This is a genomic window from Mesorhizobium sp. NZP2077 (assembly GCF_013170805.1).
In the GTDB taxonomy this organism is placed as follows: Bacteria; Pseudomonadota; Alphaproteobacteria; order Rhizobiales; family Rhizobiaceae; genus Mesorhizobium.
The window spans coordinates 6,546,743-6,563,102 of sequence record NZ_CP051293.1 but is presented as its reverse complement, the minus strand read 5'-3'; the positions used below and the strand labels follow the sequence as shown (position 1 = coordinate 6,563,102).

Sequence of the window (16,360 nt, the reverse complement as noted above, 5' to 3'; positions counted from 1 at the left end):
TGTTAATAAAAGCCGGAGGCGCGAAGGTCCACAAGCCAGAACGTGCAAAGGTTGGTTTCTGGCCTTTTGGTTAACGGCCAGAAAGAAATTTATGGTGCAGTGCAACAAAGATATTGCAATGCACAAAAATTGCCTTTATATTGCCATCATAACTGAACGAGACGGCTTTCTGTCAAAGCCGCTGCCGCTGAAAAGGATGGAAAATGTCCAGGACCAAGACCGCCGAGACCATTGAAAACGTTGAATTCCCGAGCTTCGACGCTTCCAAGGCCACCGACCAGATGCGCGCTTTCGCCGAAAAGGGCGTTGAGCAGTCGAAAGAGGCCTACGCCAAGCTGAAGACCGGCGCCGAGGAGACCCAGAAGGCTCTGGAGACGACCTACGAAACCGCCAAGACTGTTTCCAGCGACCTGTCGCTCAAGACCATCGCTGCGCTGCGCGCCAATGCCGAAGCCGGCTTCTCGCATCTCGAAGCCTTGATCGGCGCCAAGTCGCTGTCGGAAGTTGTCGAGCTGCAGACCTCCTTCCTGCGCAAGCGGATCGAGTCGACCGTCGAGCAGGCCAAGGACTTCCAGGCTGTTGCCTCCAAGGCGGCCGAAGACGTCTCCAAGCCAATCAAGACCGCCTTCGAGAAGGCAGTGAAGGACATCAAGGCTGCCTAACATTTGCGCATGATCTGAAGATGCAACAAAAGGTCGCATTTTCTTAAAAACGATCAGGCGTATGATGGTAGCCATCAAGGAATACCCGGCGAGCGGAACCTCCTCCCTCTGCTCCCCGGGGTGACCAGCCAGCACCTCCTCCCGCTGGCTCGTAACAGGAAAAGGCCGGCACCTCCTCCCGCCGGCCTTTTTCTTTGTCCGGCGAAACCAGCGCCGCTGCGGCGAGATGTGGGGAAGTGGCCTTTGCCTCGCAAAAGCCTTGAATTAAAATTCATAAGCCCGTATGGACGCATCGCCGAACGACAGAGCGGATCACGGCGACTTTCCACCTCGATCCGTTCAGGCAAATGTGCCGTTGTAGCTCAGATGGTTAGAGCGCCGGATTGTGGATCCGGAGGTCGCTGGTTCGATCCCAGCCAACGGTACCATCAGCCGACATCCCCTTTGGGTCAGCGCAGACCTCTCGCCTTGATCAGAATGTCGTTGGAAAGCGCCGAGACGAGTGCGCGGTCCGCTCCTTTGCTGGGGATCAGCACGAATTCCACATCCTCCAGCTGCGGCAGGCGGCTGATCTCTTTCAGGCCAGCAGGCGACATGCTTTGCGGTTGCACCAGAACCCCCATGCCGGCGCGGGCGGCGGCCGTCAGTCCGCTCAGGCTGCCGCAGGTGCAGACGATACGCCACGGCATGCCATGATGTTCGAGCACTTCCAGCGCAATGCTGCGCGTGACGCTCGGCGGCGGAAAGGCGATCAACGGCAAGGCCGCCAGCGACAGGACGTGTTCCGGATCGCGGGCGAGCCAGACAAGCGGCTCGCGATAGACGAGCCGGCCACGGCTGTCGCCAAGGCGGCGCTTTGCCAGAACGAGATCGAGCTCACCATTGTCCTGCATCTGGTAGAGTACACCGCTCAGCGCGACGGTCAGTTCAAGATCAACGGATGGGTGAGACCGGACGAAATCCTCCAGCACCAGCGGCAGACGGCTGGCGACCAGGTCCTCGGATACGCCGAGCCTCAAAGTGCCCCGCAGCCGCTGCGCGGTGAACAGGGCCTGGACTTGCCCCTCTATGGACAACATGGTCCGGGCATGGCCGAGCAGGGCTTCGCCGTCGGGCGTCAGCACCACCTTGTGGGTATCGCGGGCCAGCAACTGCCTGCCAATCGCGGCCTCCAGCTTGCTGATGTGCTGGCTGACGGTGGATTGTCCGAGCCCCAGCCTCTCGGCCGCGAAGGTAAAACTTCCCATCTGCTGGACAGTGACGAAGCTGCGAAGTTGGACCAGATCGAGCATTAATATCTCAAATTACGATAACTGTTATTCCTTGTATCCCATTTTGCAATGCGCGAAAAGGCGCAGTCGGACCCACTCTGAGCGAACATGTCATGCGCCGCTTTTTACCAGACACCTTTCTGATCCTGCTGTTGTGCACCGTCGGGCTTGCGTCGGTCGCGCCGGCAACCGGGGCGTTTGCGGGATGGTTCGCGATCGCGACCAATCTTGCGGTGGCGCTTCTGTTCTTCCTGCATGGTGCGAGGCTCTCGCGCGATGTTGTTGTTGCCGGCCTGATGCATTGGCGCCTGCACCTGGTGATCCTTCTGACGACTTTTGGCCTGTTCCCGCTGCTGGGTTTGGTGCTTGGCTATCTGCCTGCTTCGATCCTGCCCAAGCCGCTCTACCTCGGCATTCTGTTTCTCTGCGTCCTGCCGTCGACGGTCCAATCCTCAATCGCGTTCACCTCGATGGCCGGTGGCAATGTTCCCGCGGCCATCTGCTCGGCCTCTGCCTCCAACATCTTAGGCATGTTCCTGACACCCTTGCTCGTCGGGTTGCTCTTCTCCATGGGTGGGCATGGCGGATTTTCGTGGGATGCGGTGAGCCAGATCCTGCTGCAATTGCTCCTGCCCTTTGCACTCGGACAATTGCTGGAACCCCGGATCGGCAACTGGATACGCTCTCGCAAGACACTGCTGATGCCTGTCGATCGCGGCTCGATCCTGATGGTCGTCTATCTGGCCTTCAGCACGGCGGTCGCCGAAGGGCTGTGGCACATGTTCACGCTGCGCGACATCGCCGTGGTCGTGGTTGCCGACATGGTGCTGCTCGGCTTGGTGCTTCTGTGCACGACCTATGGCAGCCGGCTTCTCGGCTTCAACAAGGCCGACCAGATCACGATCACCTTCTGCGGCTCGAAAAAGAGCCTGGCAAGCGGCGTGCCGATGGCCAACGTCATCTTTGCCGGCCAGGGTGTCGGCGCGATCGTTCTGCCGCTGATGCTCTTCCACCAGATACAGCTCATGGTCTGCGCCATGATCGCCCAGAAATATGCCAGTGCGGCGCACCGGTCCGCCGCGCCGCAAGCAGCGCCGACGGCCTCGGTGGCTTAGTGCCGTCGAGCGAAACTCTCGGCGATGGCGAGGACCGCGGCATGAATCGGTCCTGAGGTGAGGTTGGGCATGATCGACGCGTCCACGACGAAAAGATTGTCGAGCGCCTTGAACCGTAGATTTGCATCGACGACGGCGTGTTCGTCCTTGCCCATCCTGCAAGTCCCGCAGGGATGATGGTGTGTGATCACCGACCGCGCGATGAAGTCGTCGATCTCGGCCGCACTGTTCAGGCTGCCTGGCAGAAGTTCGCGCTCTCGCCAGCCGGCGAGCTCATCTCTGTGCCCGATTGTCCGTGCGGCCTTGAGCGCTTGGCGAAACAGGTCGCGGTCCCGACCGGTTTGCAGGTAAGCCGGGTCGATGATCAATCGATCGCTGAGCTCAGGCCCGCTTATGCGCATGCTGCCGCGGCTCGTCGGATGGGTGATGCCGAACAGCAGCGAGTAGGCCGTGCCGGCGGCGGGCGCCTGGAAGCATTCGGACACGATCGGCGCGACGCCGCAACCAACGACGATCTCAGGCCGCCCGCCAGCGGTGAAGCTGTCAGCGCGCATATAGGCCATCGACTCCGAATGTTGGAGGCGCGATGGCGGCACCGGCTTGCAGGCCGCATAAAGGTTGCCGGCGCCAAGCAGGTGGTCCTGAAGGTTTTGACCGATTTCAGGCATATCGATCAGGCAGCCAACGCCCGCGGCAGCGAGCACATCGTGCGGACCAATTCCCGAACGCATCAGCAAAGCCGGACTTTCCAATGCTCCGGCACAAAGGACAATTTGGTCCGCAAAGATTTCGACCGAACCCTGTCGCCCCACGACCTCGAGGCTGCGGATCTGATTGCCGCTGAGGTTGAGCCGCCGCACCCGGGATCCGGTAAGGATGGTCAGGTTTTTGCAGTCTCGAACTGCCCCGGTGAGCCAGGCGTCCGCCACAGTGACCCGCCGCCCGTCGCGAATGTTCAAGGAGTTCGGGGTGACGCCGATCATCTCTCCGCTGTTGTGGCCCTCAAGGCGAGGCAGACCCAGCGATGCGCCTGCCTCGATGAAGGCACGAGCAACCGGACTGACTTCGTCCGCCGGCAAATGGATCGGCAACGGCCCCCCTTTGCCGTAAACGCCGTCGCCGCCAAGCGGGTGGTTTTCGATGGCCTGGAAAACAGGCAGCAGTTCATCCCAGCTCCAGCGGCGATCCCCGGTCGCGTCGACCCAGGCCTGGAAGTCGGAAGGATGACCGCGCATGTAGCCCATTGCGTGCAGGCAACTCGAGCCGCCGATCAGCCGCCCGCGCGCCCAATGATGCACCCGGCCCGCGGTGCCGGCTTGCGGCTCGGTGCGATAATCCCAATCGTAGCTACGGCCCTGGAGCGCCGGCCAGGCAGCGGGGTTCCAGATGTCGGGGTCTGTCGCCTCTTCGCCGGCCTCGATCAGCAGAACGCGCCTGTCCGGCTCTTCACTCAGTCGCGCGGCAAGCAACGTGCCGGCCGAGCCGCCACCGACGATGACGATATCGCAATTCGGAGACCTCAAATCCCGTTGTCCATGGAAATCTTGGCTGCCGCTTTCGCCTTCAAGACGTGGTGCTTCGAGGCTTTGCGGGCGGCTTTCTCGTCACCGGCGGCGATGGATTCGAATATCTCCCTCATCTCCGCCAGGCTGCTTTGTGCCCTGCCTTCCAAGGACATCGATCGTCCTCGAAAGAAGCTTATCCTGGCCACCAGGCCGCGATGGACTTCCTCCAGGATCGGGTTCCCGCAATTGGCGAGTATGATCGAATAGAAGTCCGCGGCGGTCATGACCTGCGCCAAGCTGTCATTGCTGGATGCCGCCTCTTCGAATGCGGAAAGCGATTTCTCGAGTTCACGCAACTGTTCCGGCGAAATCCTCAGCGCGCATCGTCCCGCCGCCTCGACTTCCAGCAGCTCGCGAACTTCGTAGATGGCGGTGGCCACCTCCCATGAAAGTGCCGGTACCGACGGCCCGCGGTTGGGTACGATCTCGATCAGGCGCTCGGCCTCAAGACTGCGCAAAGCCTCCCTTAGCGATGGGCGGCTGATGCCGAGTTGTGTGCACAGTTGACTTTCGATGAGGCGGCTTCCCGGCTGAAACAATCCGGAGAAGATGGCGAGCCGTAACTTGTCGACGGTCTCCCGTTGCACTGTCCGTGGCGAAATTCGCAAATTCAAATCTGGGGGCATCGGCAACGTCTCATGGGCTTTTGAGTCGCAAGCTGAAACAGCATACGCCACACCATGCAAATTTGACAGCAGGATAGTCTGATTGTCAAATCTGAAGATTGCAAGAATGTCAGACAATCCGCTTGACGGCCCCCCGGCCGATATGATCCTTTTGCTGGAGACGGGCAGCGGAGGCGAGGATCATGGACATGGCGGCAGACATAGCTTCCGACCCCTTCTTCTCGCGACGCGTCGACATTGGCCGCATCACCTTGAACGTGCGCGAGAAGGGCAACGGCCCGTTGATGCTGTTCTTCCACGGCATCACCTCCAACTCCGCCGTCTTCGAGCCATTGATGGCCCGGCTCTCGGATCGGTTTACGACCATAGCGGTTGACCAGAGGGGGCATGGCTGCAGCGACAAGCCGGAAACCGGCTATGAGGCGAATGACTATGCGGACGACATCGTCGGCCTGATACGCACGCTCGATCGAGGTCCTGCCATCCTCGTCGGACATTCGCTAGGTGCTCGAAATTCCGTCACGGCCGCGGCAAGATACCCCGATCTGGTGCGGTCGGTCATCGCCATCGATTTTACGCCGTATATAGAGATCGAAGCGCTGGACGCGTTGGAAGCGCGCGTGAACGCAGGCAGCCAGCTTTTCGAGGATGTAAAGGCCGTCGAAGCATACCTCGCCGGCCGCTATCCGAATATTCCCGCCGACGCCATCAAGATCAGGGCTGAGAGCGGCTATCAGCCGGTCGACGGCGGATTGCGCCCATTAGCCTCGCCCGCAGCCATGGCGCAGACTGCCAAGGGCCTGCGAGCGGACCTGGTGCCCGCCTACCGGGACGTGACGAAGCCCGTCCTCATCGTGCGGGGCGAGACGAGCAAATTGGTGTCAGCGGCGGCGCTGGCGAAGACAAGCCGGCTGCGGCCTGATCTGCCTGTCGTCGTCGTTCCGGGCGCCGACCATTACGTCAACGAGGTGTCTCCCGAGATCACGTTGAAAGCCATCACCAACTTCATAGACGCCTGACGGCCAAGCGCCGTCTTCTTGTACGCAGCAGGATCCAGAAAATGGCCAACGTAAACAGAACTCCGGGCAAAACGCGTCGTGCCGAGGTCGCCGGCGGCGGCTTTGCCGGCCTGACAGCTGCCATCGCGCTCAGGCAGAACGGTTGGGATGTCAGGCTGCACGAAAAGAGCTCGGAACTGCGGGCATTCGGCGCGGGCATCTATCTCTGGCACAACGGCCTTCGCGTGCTCGAAGGACTGGGCGCCTTGGACGAGGTTCTCGACGGCTCGCACACGCCTCCGACCTACGAGACCTGGATGCACAACAAGTCGGTTTCCAAGGAGACGTTCAACGGGCTCCCCTGGCGCATCATGACGCGCAGCCACCTGCACGATGCCCTGGTCAATCGGGCTCGAGCCCTGGGTGTCGATATAAGCGTCAATTCCGAAGCCGTCGCCGCCGATCCGGAGGGACGGCTGACACTCCAGAACGGCGAGGTCCTCGAAGCCGACCTGATCGTCGGCGCCGATGGCGTTGGCTCCAAGGTCAGGGATTCGATCGGTTTCAAACAGGATCGATGGGTTTCGAAAGATGGCCTCATCCGACTGATTGTTCCGCGCATGAAGAAGGAGCTCGGTCATGGCGAGTGGGATAACACCATCGACATGTGGAACTTCTGGCCGCGTGTTCAGCGTATTCTCTACTCGCCCTGCAATGAGAATGAGCTCTATCTGGGTTTGATGGCTCCGGCCGCCGATCCTCGCGGATCAAGCGTTCCGATCGATCTCGAAGTCTGGGTCGAGATGTTTCCTTTCCTGGAGCCATGCCTGATCGAAGCGGCCAAGCTGAAAACCGCCAGATACGACAAATACGAAACGACCAAGCTGGACAGCTGGACACGAGGCAAGGTCGCCCTCGTGGGGGATGCCGCGCATGCAATGTGCCCGGCTCTTGCCCAGGGTGCCGGTTGCGCCATGGTCAACGCCTTCAGCCTGTCGCAGGACCTGGAAGAGGGCTCTTCGGTCGAAGATGCGCTCGTCGCGTGGGAGACGCGCATTCGCCCGATCACGGATCGCTGCCAGGCCCTGTCCGGCGACTATGCGGCGAACCGCTCGCTCTCGAAAGGAAACATGTTCACGCCAGCAGCGCTGGAAGCCGCCCGCTACGATCCGCTGCGCCGTGTCTTCTCATGGCCGCAGTAAACGTCGAGCAAGCCGGCCAACGAATTAATCGGTGCATGCGCAAGCGCGCGCCCTTCAGGAGATAAAGATGAACTATTCCAGTGAAGTCGAAAGAGACTACGATGTCAGGGGATGGTACTCCTCCGTCCAGGAAAGCCGGCATGACGGCGGCACACCTGGCGAAACCCTCGTCAAGGTCGCGACAGGCGTTGTCATACGCAATCCCTTCGCCGGAAAATTCGTCGCCGAACTGTCCGATCTGACCAATCCAAGTTCAGCGATCGGTCATGCGCTCGGCGAGCGCGCCGTGGCGCTGCTCGGCAACAGGCCTGTCGAAAGCTATGGCAAGGGCGGTATCGCGGGTACATCAGGCGAACAGGAACATGTCGTCGCTTGCATCACCACGGTATTCGGAGATCCGCTGCGGCAGCAGGTGGGTGGTGGCAAGGCCTGGATCTCATCGGTCAGCAAGGTCGCCGTCGCTGGCACTACCATCGATATCCCGCTTGCCCACAAGGACGAGCTCTACATCCGTTCCCACTATGATGCCGTCACCTTTTCCGTGCCGGATGCCCCGCGCCCGGACGAGCTTTTGATCTGCGTCGCCGTCGCGTCGGGCCCGCGCGTGCATCAGCGCGTCGGCGGCAAATCCGTCGCCGACCTGAAGGCCGGCGTCTAGTTCGATCGAAATTGCTGAAGGACGAATTTAAATGCCCCTGAACATCAAGGACCTCAAGATTACGTCAGCGGATTTCAAGCCGCTTGGGAAACTGCGCGACGAACATGCCGGGGACAAGGGCAACGTATTGCCCAAGCTTACCGTCAGTGGCGTCCCGGCAGGGGCGAAAGAACTCGCGGTCATCTGCCATGATCCGGACGCGCCGCTGGCCAACGGTTTCACGCATTGGGTGGTCTACGGCATCGATCCCTCGACCACCGACCTTTCGGACGCGCAGGAGAAGTTTCGCGTCGGCCCCAACGGTGCCGGCGGCAAGCAATATTACGGGCCGCAGCCGCCCGCGGGCCATGGAGAACATCACTACTACTTCTGGGTCTATGCACTCGACACCAAGGTCGAAGGCACGCCCACCCGGGAGGAGTTCCTGCAGAAATATGCCGGCAACATCATCGAGCAGAACCGGATCGTCGGCATCTACGAAAACAAGTGAGATCCGCGGGCCTGGCGACCGCTAACAACAACAAGAATGGCCGCCAGCGCCGCAATGGGAGAATTTGGAAATGACAGACAACAGCCCAGCGCGCCAGAAGGTCTTCGAGGAGCTTGTTACAGCGACGAAGATCCTGCTGAACGAAGGTATCCTGGATACGTTCGGGCATATCAGTGCCCGTGACCCCGAGGATCCCGAAAGCTTCTTCCTGGCGCAGAAGCTTGCTCCAAGCCTGATAACGACCGGCGACATGCAGCGGTTCAACCTCGACGGCGAGACCTCGGACAACCGGCCATCCTATCTGGAACGCTATATCCACAGCGAGATCTACAAGGCACGGCCCGACGTCCAGTGCGTGCTCCACAGCCATTCGCCGGCTGTCTTGCCCTATTGCTTCACCGACCAGCCGCTGCGGCCTGTGACCCATATGGGGGCTTTCCTCGGCGACGCCGTCCCGGTCTACGAGATACGCGACAAGCAGGGAGACGCTACCGATCTCTTTGGCGGCAGCCGGAGCGTCTGTGCGGACATCGCTGAAAGCCTCGGGACCTATCCCGTCGTGCTCATGGCGCGGCACGGCGTCGTCAATGTCGGCAGTTCCGTTCGGCAGGTGGTGTTCCGGGCTTTCTATCTTGAGCAGGAGGCAGCAGCGCAGACCGCCGGCCTGCGGATCGGCACGATCAAGTATCTGTCGCCGGGCGAAATCAAGGCCGCGGGAAATCTCGTCGGCGCCCAGATCGACCGTGGATGGGATCACTGGTCGCAGCGCCTCAGGGAAGCGGGCCTGGCCTAGGGTCCGCAGGTGTTTGAACATACCCGGAAGACCTTGGTCCTGGCCCCGGTTTTCCAGGCTCGATCTCAATGGGTTCCCTGACGCCACGGTGTCAGACGAAGGCAATGAAACGAACCATGCCGCACGCTGAAAGCTACGATTACATCATTGTTGGGGCCGGATCGGCCGGTTGCGTGCTTGCCAACCGGCTGAGCGCCGACCCGAAATGTTCGGTGCTGTTGCTGGAAGCCGGCGGCTGGGATTGCGATCCCATGATCCATATACCGCTTGGCTGGGGCAAGATCCTGACCGAGCGTCGTCACGACTGGATGTATTTCTGCGAGCCGGAAGACAATGTCGGCGGACGCAGGGTCGAGTGCGCGCGCGGCAAGGTTGTCGGCGGATCATCGTCGACCAACGCCATGGCCTATGTGCGGGGCAATCGCGGCGACTACGATCGCTGGGCAGCCTCGGGGCTTATCGACTGGTCATATGACAAGGTGCTGCCGTATTTCCGCAAGCAGGAAAGCTGGGAAGCCGGCGAGAACCAGTTTCGTGGCGGCAAGGGTCCGGTCAGCACCCAGTTCTGCCGCTACGAGGACACGCTGATCGACGCCTTTGCGCAAGCCAGCGTGCAGGCCGGTTACGAGCAGACGAAGGATTACAATGGCGAGCGGCAGGAAGGGTTCGGCCGCCTCCAGATGACGATCTCAAAAGGCCGGCGCGCCTCGACCGCGACAGCCTATCTGCGGCCGGTGCTGAAGCGGCCCAACCTGACCGTTCTGGCAGAAGCGAGCGCAACGAAGATCGTGCTGGAGGGTGCGCGCGCCACCGGCATAACCATCAACCATCGCGGCAGCGAACGCACGGTTCTCGCCCGCAAGGAAGTGCTGCTTTCCGGCGGCGTGATCAACACGCCTCAACTCATGATGTTGTCGGGCATGGGGGCGCAGGATGAGCTTGCCGCTCAAGGGATCCAGACGAGGGTCAACCTGCCGGCGGTTGGCAAGAACCTGCAGGATCACGTCTCGGTCATCCTCATGTACCGGCGCCGGGCTCCGGGCGGCCCTTTCCTGCGCAACATGCGTGCCGATCGGATCGGGCTCGATTTCGTCAAGACCTACCTGACGGGACGAGGGTTTTCCGGCGATGTGCCTGGCGGTGTCGTTGCTTTCCTGAAGAGCAGCCCGGCGCGGCCGTTGCCGGATGTGCAACTGCTCTTCACCGCGGCTCCGCTCGCCGCATGGCCATACTTCAAGCCGTTCAAGGCACCGTTTGCGGACGGCTTCGCAACGCGCATCGTGGCGACACAGCCTGAAAGCCGGGGCGCGGTGAAACTGGCGTCGGCCGATCCTTCCGCGGCGCCCCTGATCCACCAGAATTTCCTGGCCTCGCCGAAGGATTGGGAGTCGCTGCGGGCCGGCTTCCGGGTGGCGCGGGATCTCGCGTCGCAGCCCTCCATGCAGTCCTTCATCGAGGCGGAGTTTTTCCCCGGGCCGAAGTGCCAGAGCGACGACGAGATCGACGAGCATATCCGCAAGACCTCCATCACCGTGCATCATCCGGCCGGGACCTGCCGGATGGGCGCCGACGAAGCCTCGGTCGTTGACCCGCAATTGCGCGTGCGCGGCGTTCAGGGTCTGCGCGTGGTGGACGCTTCCGTCATGCCCGACCTGGTCTGCGGAAACATCAATGCGGCAGTGATCATGATCGCCGAGAAAGCCGCTGATCTCATCGCCAGTTCGAAAGAAAGCAGGGCAGTGTCATGATCCAGCGTATCGCCATCATCGGTATGGGCACGATGGGTCCGGGCATGGCCGCCCGGCTCGCCAGAGGCGGCCTTCAGGTCGTCGCCTACGATGTTGCCCCGGCAGCGATCGAGCGCGCGCAAACCATGCTGGGCGTGGCCGAGACCGTTCTCGATTCCCTGGGTATCGCGCCGCCATCGGCCGGCGGCGGAACGGTTCGCTTCACCGACGACATCGGCGATGCGGTATCCGGCGCCGACCTCGTCATCGAGAACGTTCCTGAAAACATTTCGGTCAAGGCCGACGTCTATCACGCGATCGATGGCCTGATCGCATCGGGCACGATCGTCGCGTCCGACACGTCCGGTATCCCGATCACCAAGCTGCAGGCGCATATCTCGCATCCCGAGCGGATGGTGGGCATGCACTGGTCGAACCCGCCGCACATCATCCCGATGATCGAGGTGATTGCCGGCGAGAAGACCGCGCCGCAAACCGTGGCTGTCATCCGCGACCTGATCCGCTCTATCGGCTTGCTGCCGGTGGTGGTGAAGAAGGATGTTCCCGGCTTCGTCGAAAACCGCGTGCTCTATGCGCTGCTGCGCGAGGCCGTCGACCTTGTCGAGCGCGGCGTCATCGATCCGGAGGATCTCGACACCTGCGTGTCGTGGGGCATCGGCTACAAGATCGCCGTCATCGGGCCGATGGCACTGCTCGATATGGCGGGGCTCGATATCTACAAATCCGTCTCTTCCTTCCTCAACGCGGATCTCTCCAATCGCGACGATGTCGCGCCCATGGTGCTGGAAAAGACGAACGCGTCGAAGCTCGGCATCAAGTCGGGCGAGGGCATGTTCTCCTATACGCCCGAGCAGACCAAGGCGCTGCAAGGCGAACGGGCGCGCAAACTCGTCGCGGTGCGGCGCATCCTGGAGGGCCGGGAGTAGTCATGCGCATGGAACCCATTCGAGCAGCCGGCGGTCGGCCAGCCCATATCCGCCACGATGACGACCTGATCTCCGCCAAGGGTGTTTCAGTGGTCATGGCCAGCCAACTGGTTCTGCAGAACATCGATCTTTCGATACCGAAAGGGTCGTTTGTCTCCCTTATCGGTCCTTCCGGTTGCGGCAAGAGCACCTTGCTCAAGGTTCTGGCCGGGCTTGTAAATCCGACCAGCGGCAGCGTTTCGATCGCCGGACTCGCGCCGGTCGAGGCGGCGCGCAAGCGCATGATCGGCCTCGTTTTCCAGGACGCCAATTTGCTTCCCTGGAAGAATGCCGTCGACAACGCATCGATGCTGCTTGGCATCGCCGACAGATCGCTCTCGCGCGCAGATTTGCGGGCACGCGGGCAGGAGATGCTGGAACTGGTGGGATTGAGCGACAGCGCCCACAAGCGCCCCAATGAATTGTCCGGCGGCATGCGCCAGCGCGTCGCCATAGCGCGGGCCCTGGCGCTCGATCCGGCGGTGCTGCTGATGGACGAGCCGTTCGGCGCGCTCGACGCCATAACCCGCGATTCGATGGGTCAGTCGCTGCTGGAGATCTGGCAGCGTACCGGCAAGACCATCGTGCTCGTCACCCATTCCATAGACGAGGCCATCCATCTGTCGCGCCATGTCCACGTCATGGGGATCAAGCCCGGGCGGATCACCGAGAGCCTCGACATCGGCCTGCCCTATCCGCGCGATCTGTCGGTGACGGAAGATCCGGAGTTCGTCAGGCTGGTGGTTCAGCTGCGGGTGATGCTGCGCGCCAGCCATCAACCGGGAGGCACGTCGTGAGCGATCAACCCTTCACCAATCTCTCCGAGCCGCGGCCCGAGTCCCGGCTGACCTCAAGCTGGGGTGCGGCGACAGGCAGCTGGCTGCCAGCGGTCATCCTTCTGCTGGCGACGATAGTGGTGTGGGAAGCCGTGGTGCGGATCTTCGCCATATCCGCCTTCATCATTCCCGCCCCCTCCGAGATCGCGCAATCGCTGGTCGCGCAATGGGCAACGCTGATGCAGGCGACACTGGTGACGGCAGGCGAGATCCTGTTCGGATTCCTTGTCTCCGTCGTGGTCGGCATTGCCATTGCGCTGGTTATCGTGCGCTTCGACTGGCTGGGGCGCGCGCTTTATCCGCTGGTAGTGCTGTTCCAGAACGTGCCCAAGGTGGCACTGGCGCCCATCTTCATCCTCTGGTTCGGCTACGGACTCGCGCCCAAGATCGGCCTGATCCTGGTCATCGCCTTCTTCCCGGTGACATTGTCGATGCTGGCGGGCATGCAGTCGGTCGACCGCTCGCTGCTGTCGCTGATGAATTCGGTCGGCGCCAGCCCGACGCAGATCCTGTTCAGGATTCGCGTCCCGCATTCGCTGCCGAACCTGATGGCCGGAACCAAGATCGCCGCGACGCTCAGCGTCATCGGCGCCATCGTCGGCGAATTCGCCGGCGCTTCGGACGGGCTCGGCTACGTCATCCAGTTCGCCTCGACCCAGCTCGACACCGCGCTGGTCTTCGCGGCCCTGCTCCTCGTTTCGGTGCTGGGCATCGCCTTCTACTACGCAGCCGAAATTCTCGAACGCATCATGGTGCCATGGGCACCGAAATTCAGCCACGCCTAGGCCCCTAGGACAGTCAACAAATAGGAAGGATCGATCAATGCTGAGACGCTCACTCATCAAGGCGGCCACGCTCGCGGCGTTTGCCGGCGCGCTTGGCTTTTCAGGCGTAGCACTCGCGGCCGACAAGGTCAGCGTCCAGCTCGACTGGGTGGTGCGCGGCAACCACGCCATGTTCTTCGTCGGCAAGGAGAAGGGCTTCTTCGCCAAGAACGACATCGACCTGGCCGAGATCCGCAAAGGCTCCGGCTCGCCGGACGCCATGCGGCTGGTCGGCAATGAGAACGCGGATTTCGGTTTCGGCGATCTTCCCACGCTCGCCGTCGCGCGCTCGCAGAATGTCCCGGTCGTGGCGCTGGCCGCCGTCAACCAGCACTCGCCGCTGGCGATCATCTCGCTGGCCAAGACGGTAAAGCTCACCAAGCCGGCTGATCTCAAGGGTCTCACCATCGGCATTCATCCAGCCGGTTCAACCTACATTTTCTTCAAGGGCTTCCTGGCGGCCAACGGCCTGACCGAAAAGGACATGACGCTGAACAGCGTCTCGCCGCCCTATGAAAGCTATCTGCTTCTGGGCCGGGTTCAGACGGTGGTCGGCTATGTCGACGCCGAGGTTCCCGAACTGGAGGCCAAGGCGGGCGGTCCCGGCTCGCTCAGCATCATGATGGGCGCCGACCATGGCTGGAAGGCTTACGGCTCGGGCCTGTTCACCTCGCAGGCCATGATCAAGGACAAGCCCGAAATCGTCGCCAGATTCGTCAAGGCATACAGCGAGGCCTTCGACTATGTCGTGGCGCATCCCGAAGAGGCAGCCGAGATCACGGCCAAGGCTGCACCCGGTTATGCGGACAAGAAGGACGTGCTGCTGGCGCAGATCAACGCCGATATCGCGTCGACCTTCACCAGCCCGGACACCAAGGAACACGGCCTCGGCTGGATGACGAAGACGCAGTGGGAGGAAACGCTGAAGACGCTCACCGATCAGGGCGTGCTCAAGACTGCTCCCTCGGCGGACGATGTCTTCACCGACAAATTCCTGGCAAAGAAGTAAGAGGCGCGCGGTGTTGGGCGGGGCAAGTCGATGAGCGCCTACCGGCAGACCAGGCTGTCCTGCTCCATGACGCAGGACACGGCGCGTTCGCCTTTCGCCGCGTCGGTGCGGTCGAGCGTGATCTGCACGCGTGTGGCATATGCGCGGCCGGCCAGGCCGCACCACAGCCGCTCGACTGGCAGGTTCTCGCGCTTGTCGTTGAGGATCGTGAACGTACCGGTCTTCGCATCGAACCACAGTTCGACCCGGGCGCTCTTGCCCGGCTCGACCGTCGCGATCCCGGCCGAATACCAGTGCGCGAAGTCGGCATTGCAGGACAGCCCTTCGCTGCCCGCATTCGAAATCGTCAATGGCACCATGTTGAGCCCGTCAGTTCCGGTGCGGACGGTGACATGGTGCAATTCAACCGCATTGGCGAAAGACGTAAGCGCCAGCATCACCGGGAGAATATAACGAATCTTCACTTTGCCTGAGCTCCGTAGGGTGGGTTTGTGCAGGCAGTCTATCTCGCTTCCGCGCAATAACAATAAGAATGATGATTGGCAGTCAACCAGAGAGGGTAAAATGTTAAAGCTTCTTAAGAGCAGTGTGAGTGCAGTTATACTGAGCGGCGTCTTGTTGAGCGGTGCGTTTGCCGGCGAAGTCAAGTCGATCGCTATTCTGACGCCCGAAGAAGGCACCGATTACGGCTGGAACCAGCAGGGCATCGATGCCGCCAAGGCGGCGGGCAAGGCTGCCGGCGTCGAAGTGGTCGTGGCCCAGGGGCTCGGTTATGGCGATGTTCGTCCGACCTTGCGCGAGCTCGCGTCCGACGGCGCCAGCCTGCTGATCGCGCATGCCAGCGGCTACAACACCTCGGCGCCTGAAATCGCCAAGGAATTGAAGGTTCCGGTCGCGATCGTCGATACGCCGAACGGCCTGGAGAAGGGTCTCGTCGCCGACTACACGCTGAGCGGTCACCAGGGCGCTTATCTCGCCGGCCGTCTCGCCGCCAAGATGTCGCGTTCCAAGTCGGTCGGCATTGTCGTGTCGGGCGAACCGCCATCATGGAACTCGCAGTCGGCGGCGTTCGCGCAAGGCGTGAAGGCGGAGAGCCCGGACGTCAAGATCACCTATGCGGTGATCGGCCCGGCCGCCTACAGCGACGCGGCCGGCGGCAAGCGCGTCACCGAAAGCGTGATCGCGTCGGGCGCCGACATCATCTTCGGCCAGGGCAACGGTTCGAGCTTCGGCATGCTGCAGGCGGTCGAAACCACCAAGGCAGCCGATGGCGGCAAGGTCTATTTCATCGACGTCATCGGTGACAAGTCGCCGATCGACAAGGGCTTCCTGCTGTCGTCGGTGGTGTGGAACATCGAGCCTGTCTATGCGGCGATGATCGCCGACCTGAAGGCCGATACGTTCGGCACCAAGCACTATACGATCGGCCTCAAGGACGACTCGGTGAAGCTGCTGAAGACCGCTGCCATTCCGGACAATGTCTGGACCGAAATCCAGGCGCTGCGCGAAGACGTCATTTCCGGCAAGATCAAGGTCGATCCGGTGTTTGACGCAGCCGCAGTCAGGGCGCTGATGACCAGCGTCGCCCAGTAAGGCGA

General features: G+C 61.7%; 17 protein-coding genes and 1 tRNA gene. 14 read left to right on the top strand and 4 right to left on the bottom strand.

Annotation, left to right across the window (positions count from 1 at the left end; all coding sequences use genetic code 11):
- Window positions 1-203: 203 nt before the first annotated feature.
- Both HGP13_RS32440 and HGP13_RS32435 read left to right on the top strand, forming a co-directional pair.
- Window positions 204-662 carry a phasin gene (locus tag HGP13_RS32440; RefSeq protein WP_172233728.1) on the top strand — a complete coding sequence of 153 codons (459 nt, stop codon included), beginning with the start codon at window positions 204-206 and terminating at the stop codon, window positions 660-662.
- A gap of 351 nt (window positions 663-1,013) precedes the next feature.
- A tRNA-His gene (locus tag HGP13_RS32435) sits at window positions 1,014-1,090 on the top strand.
- Window positions 1,091-1,111: 21 nt separating this feature from the next.
- Here HGP13_RS32435 and HGP13_RS32430 read toward each other — a convergent pair.
- Window positions 1,112-1,954, bottom strand: coding sequence for a LysR substrate-binding domain-containing protein (locus HGP13_RS32430; RefSeq protein WP_172233725.1), 843 nt, complete (start codon window positions 1,952-1,954; stop codon window positions 1,112-1,114).
- A 92-nt stretch (window positions 1,955-2,046) separates the two neighbouring features.
- On the opposite strand from HGP13_RS32430, the gene HGP13_RS32425 reads away from it, so the two are divergent.
- Complete coding sequence (locus tag HGP13_RS32425; protein ID WP_172233722.1) at window positions 2,047-3,048, top strand: bile acid:sodium symporter family protein; 1,002 nt, start codon at window positions 2,047-2,049, stop codon at window positions 3,046-3,048.
- Here HGP13_RS32425 and HGP13_RS32420 read toward each other — a convergent pair.
- Both HGP13_RS32420 and HGP13_RS32415 read right to left on the bottom strand, forming a co-directional pair.
- Entirely contained in the window at window positions 3,045-4,517 is a 1,473-nt protein-coding gene (locus tag HGP13_RS32420; RefSeq protein ID WP_246707198.1) for a GMC family oxidoreductase, read from the bottom strand. The genes HGP13_RS32425 and HGP13_RS32420 overlap by 4 nt on opposite strands.
- A gap of 50 nt (window positions 4,518-4,567) precedes the next feature.
- On the bottom strand, window positions 4,568-5,356 hold the full coding sequence (locus HGP13_RS32415) for a GntR family transcriptional regulator (protein WP_246707197.1): 789 nt from the start codon (window positions 5,354-5,356) through the stop codon (window positions 4,568-4,570).
- 65 nt (window positions 5,357-5,421) lie between these two features.
- Between HGP13_RS32415 and HGP13_RS32410 the strand changes: the two genes are divergently transcribed.
- From HGP13_RS32410 to HGP13_RS32365, 10 genes are all read left to right on the top strand, one after another.
- A complete protein-coding gene (locus HGP13_RS32410) occupies window positions 5,422-6,258 on the top strand; it encodes an alpha/beta hydrolase (protein ID WP_172233716.1) in 837 nt (278 codons plus the stop codon).
- Between the two features lie 41 nt (window positions 6,259-6,299).
- Window positions 6,300-7,439 (top strand): NAD(P)/FAD-dependent oxidoreductase, encoded by a 1,140-nt coding sequence (locus tag HGP13_RS32405; RefSeq protein WP_172233713.1) that lies wholly within the window; start codon window positions 6,300-6,302, stop codon window positions 7,437-7,439.
- 67 nt (window positions 7,440-7,506) lie between these two features.
- Entirely contained in the window at window positions 7,507-8,097 is a 591-nt protein-coding gene (locus HGP13_RS32400; RefSeq protein WP_172233710.1) for an amino acid synthesis family protein, read from the top strand.
- A gap of 31 nt (window positions 8,098-8,128) precedes the next feature.
- Entirely contained in the window at window positions 8,129-8,587 is a 459-nt protein-coding gene (locus HGP13_RS32395) for a YbhB/YbcL family Raf kinase inhibitor-like protein (RefSeq protein ID WP_172233707.1), read from the top strand.
- Window positions 8,588-8,657: 70 nt separating this feature from the next.
- On the top strand, window positions 8,658-9,380 hold the full coding sequence (locus tag HGP13_RS32390; RefSeq protein WP_172233704.1) for a class II aldolase/adducin family protein: 723 nt from the start codon (window positions 8,658-8,660) through the stop codon (window positions 9,378-9,380).
- A 116-nt stretch (window positions 9,381-9,496) separates the two neighbouring features.
- Window positions 9,497-11,128, top strand: coding sequence for a choline dehydrogenase (locus HGP13_RS32385; RefSeq protein WP_172233701.1), 1,632 nt, complete (start codon window positions 9,497-9,499; stop codon window positions 11,126-11,128).
- Entirely contained in the window at window positions 11,125-12,054 is a 930-nt protein-coding gene (fhmpcd1, locus tag HGP13_RS32380) for a 5-formyl-3-hydroxy-2-methylpyridine 4-carboxylate 5-dehydrogenase (protein ID WP_172233698.1), read from the top strand. Before HGP13_RS32385 ends, fhmpcd1 begins: the two co-directional genes overlap by 4 nt.
- 2 nt (window positions 12,055-12,056) lie before the next feature.
- Window positions 12,057-12,890: an ABC transporter ATP-binding protein gene (locus tag HGP13_RS32375; protein WP_172233695.1), complete on the top strand. Its 834-nt coding sequence runs from the start codon at window positions 12,057-12,059 to the stop codon at window positions 12,888-12,890.
- The gene (locus HGP13_RS32370) at window positions 12,887-13,714 is read left to right on the top strand and encodes an ABC transporter permease (RefSeq protein ID WP_172233692.1); all 828 of its coding nucleotides are present in this window, start codon (window positions 12,887-12,889) and stop codon (window positions 13,712-13,714) included. The genes HGP13_RS32375 and HGP13_RS32370 overlap by 4 nt, the downstream gene beginning before the upstream one ends.
- Before the next feature lie 37 nt (window positions 13,715-13,751).
- Window positions 13,752-14,762 (top strand): ABC transporter substrate-binding protein, encoded by a 1,011-nt coding sequence (locus tag HGP13_RS32365; RefSeq protein WP_172233689.1) that lies wholly within the window; start codon window positions 13,752-13,754, stop codon window positions 14,760-14,762.
- A gap of 38 nt (window positions 14,763-14,800) precedes the next feature.
- On the opposite strand, the gene HGP13_RS32360 is transcribed toward HGP13_RS32365, so the two are convergent.
- Window positions 14,801-15,226 carry a hypothetical protein gene (locus HGP13_RS32360; RefSeq protein ID WP_172233686.1) on the bottom strand — a complete coding sequence of 142 codons (426 nt, stop codon included), beginning with the start codon at window positions 15,224-15,226 and terminating at the stop codon, window positions 14,801-14,803.
- 100 nt (window positions 15,227-15,326) lie between these two features.
- Between HGP13_RS32360 and HGP13_RS32355 the strand changes: the two genes are divergently transcribed.
- On the top strand, window positions 15,327-16,355 hold the full coding sequence (locus HGP13_RS32355; RefSeq protein WP_172233683.1) for a BMP family protein: 1,029 nt from the start codon (window positions 15,327-15,329) through the stop codon (window positions 16,353-16,355).
- Window positions 16,356-16,360 lie beyond the last annotated feature (5 nt).

Excerpts from the sequence above, each read along its gene's own strand:
- HGP13_RS32440 (WP_172233728.1), top strand. The coding sequence starts at position 204 with ATGTCCAGGACCAAGACCGCCGAGACCATTGAAAACGTTGAATTCCCG.
- HGP13_RS32430 (WP_172233725.1), bottom strand. The coding sequence starts at position 1,954 with ATGCTCGATCTGGTCCAACTTCGCAGCTTCGTCACTGTCCAGCAGATG.
- HGP13_RS32425 (WP_172233722.1), top strand. The coding sequence starts at position 2,047 with ATGCGCCGCTTTTTACCAGACACCTTTCTGATCCTGCTGTTGTGCACC.
- HGP13_RS32410 (WP_172233716.1), top strand. The coding sequence starts at position 5,422 with ATGGACATGGCGGCAGACATAGCTTCCGACCCCTTCTTCTCGCGACGC.
- HGP13_RS32405 (WP_172233713.1), top strand. The coding sequence starts at position 6,300 with ATGGCCAACGTAAACAGAACTCCGGGCAAAACGCGTCGTGCCGAGGTC.
- HGP13_RS32400 (WP_172233710.1), top strand. The coding sequence starts at position 7,507 with ATGAACTATTCCAGTGAAGTCGAAAGAGACTACGATGTCAGGGGATGG.
- HGP13_RS32395 (WP_172233707.1), top strand. The coding sequence starts at position 8,129 with ATGCCCCTGAACATCAAGGACCTCAAGATTACGTCAGCGGATTTCAAG.
- HGP13_RS32390 (WP_172233704.1), top strand. The coding sequence starts at position 8,658 with ATGACAGACAACAGCCCAGCGCGCCAGAAGGTCTTCGAGGAGCTTGTT.
- HGP13_RS32385 (WP_172233701.1), top strand. The coding sequence starts at position 9,497 with ATGCCGCACGCTGAAAGCTACGATTACATCATTGTTGGGGCCGGATCG.
- fhmpcd1 (WP_172233698.1), top strand. The coding sequence starts at position 11,125 with ATGATCCAGCGTATCGCCATCATCGGTATGGGCACGATGGGTCCGGGC.
- HGP13_RS32375 (WP_172233695.1), top strand. The coding sequence starts at position 12,057 with ATGCGCATGGAACCCATTCGAGCAGCCGGCGGTCGGCCAGCCCATATC.
- HGP13_RS32365 (WP_172233689.1), top strand. The coding sequence starts at position 13,752 with ATGCTGAGACGCTCACTCATCAAGGCGGCCACGCTCGCGGCGTTTGCC.
- HGP13_RS32355 (WP_172233683.1), top strand. The coding sequence starts at position 15,327 with ATGTTAAAGCTTCTTAAGAGCAGTGTGAGTGCAGTTATACTGAGCGGC.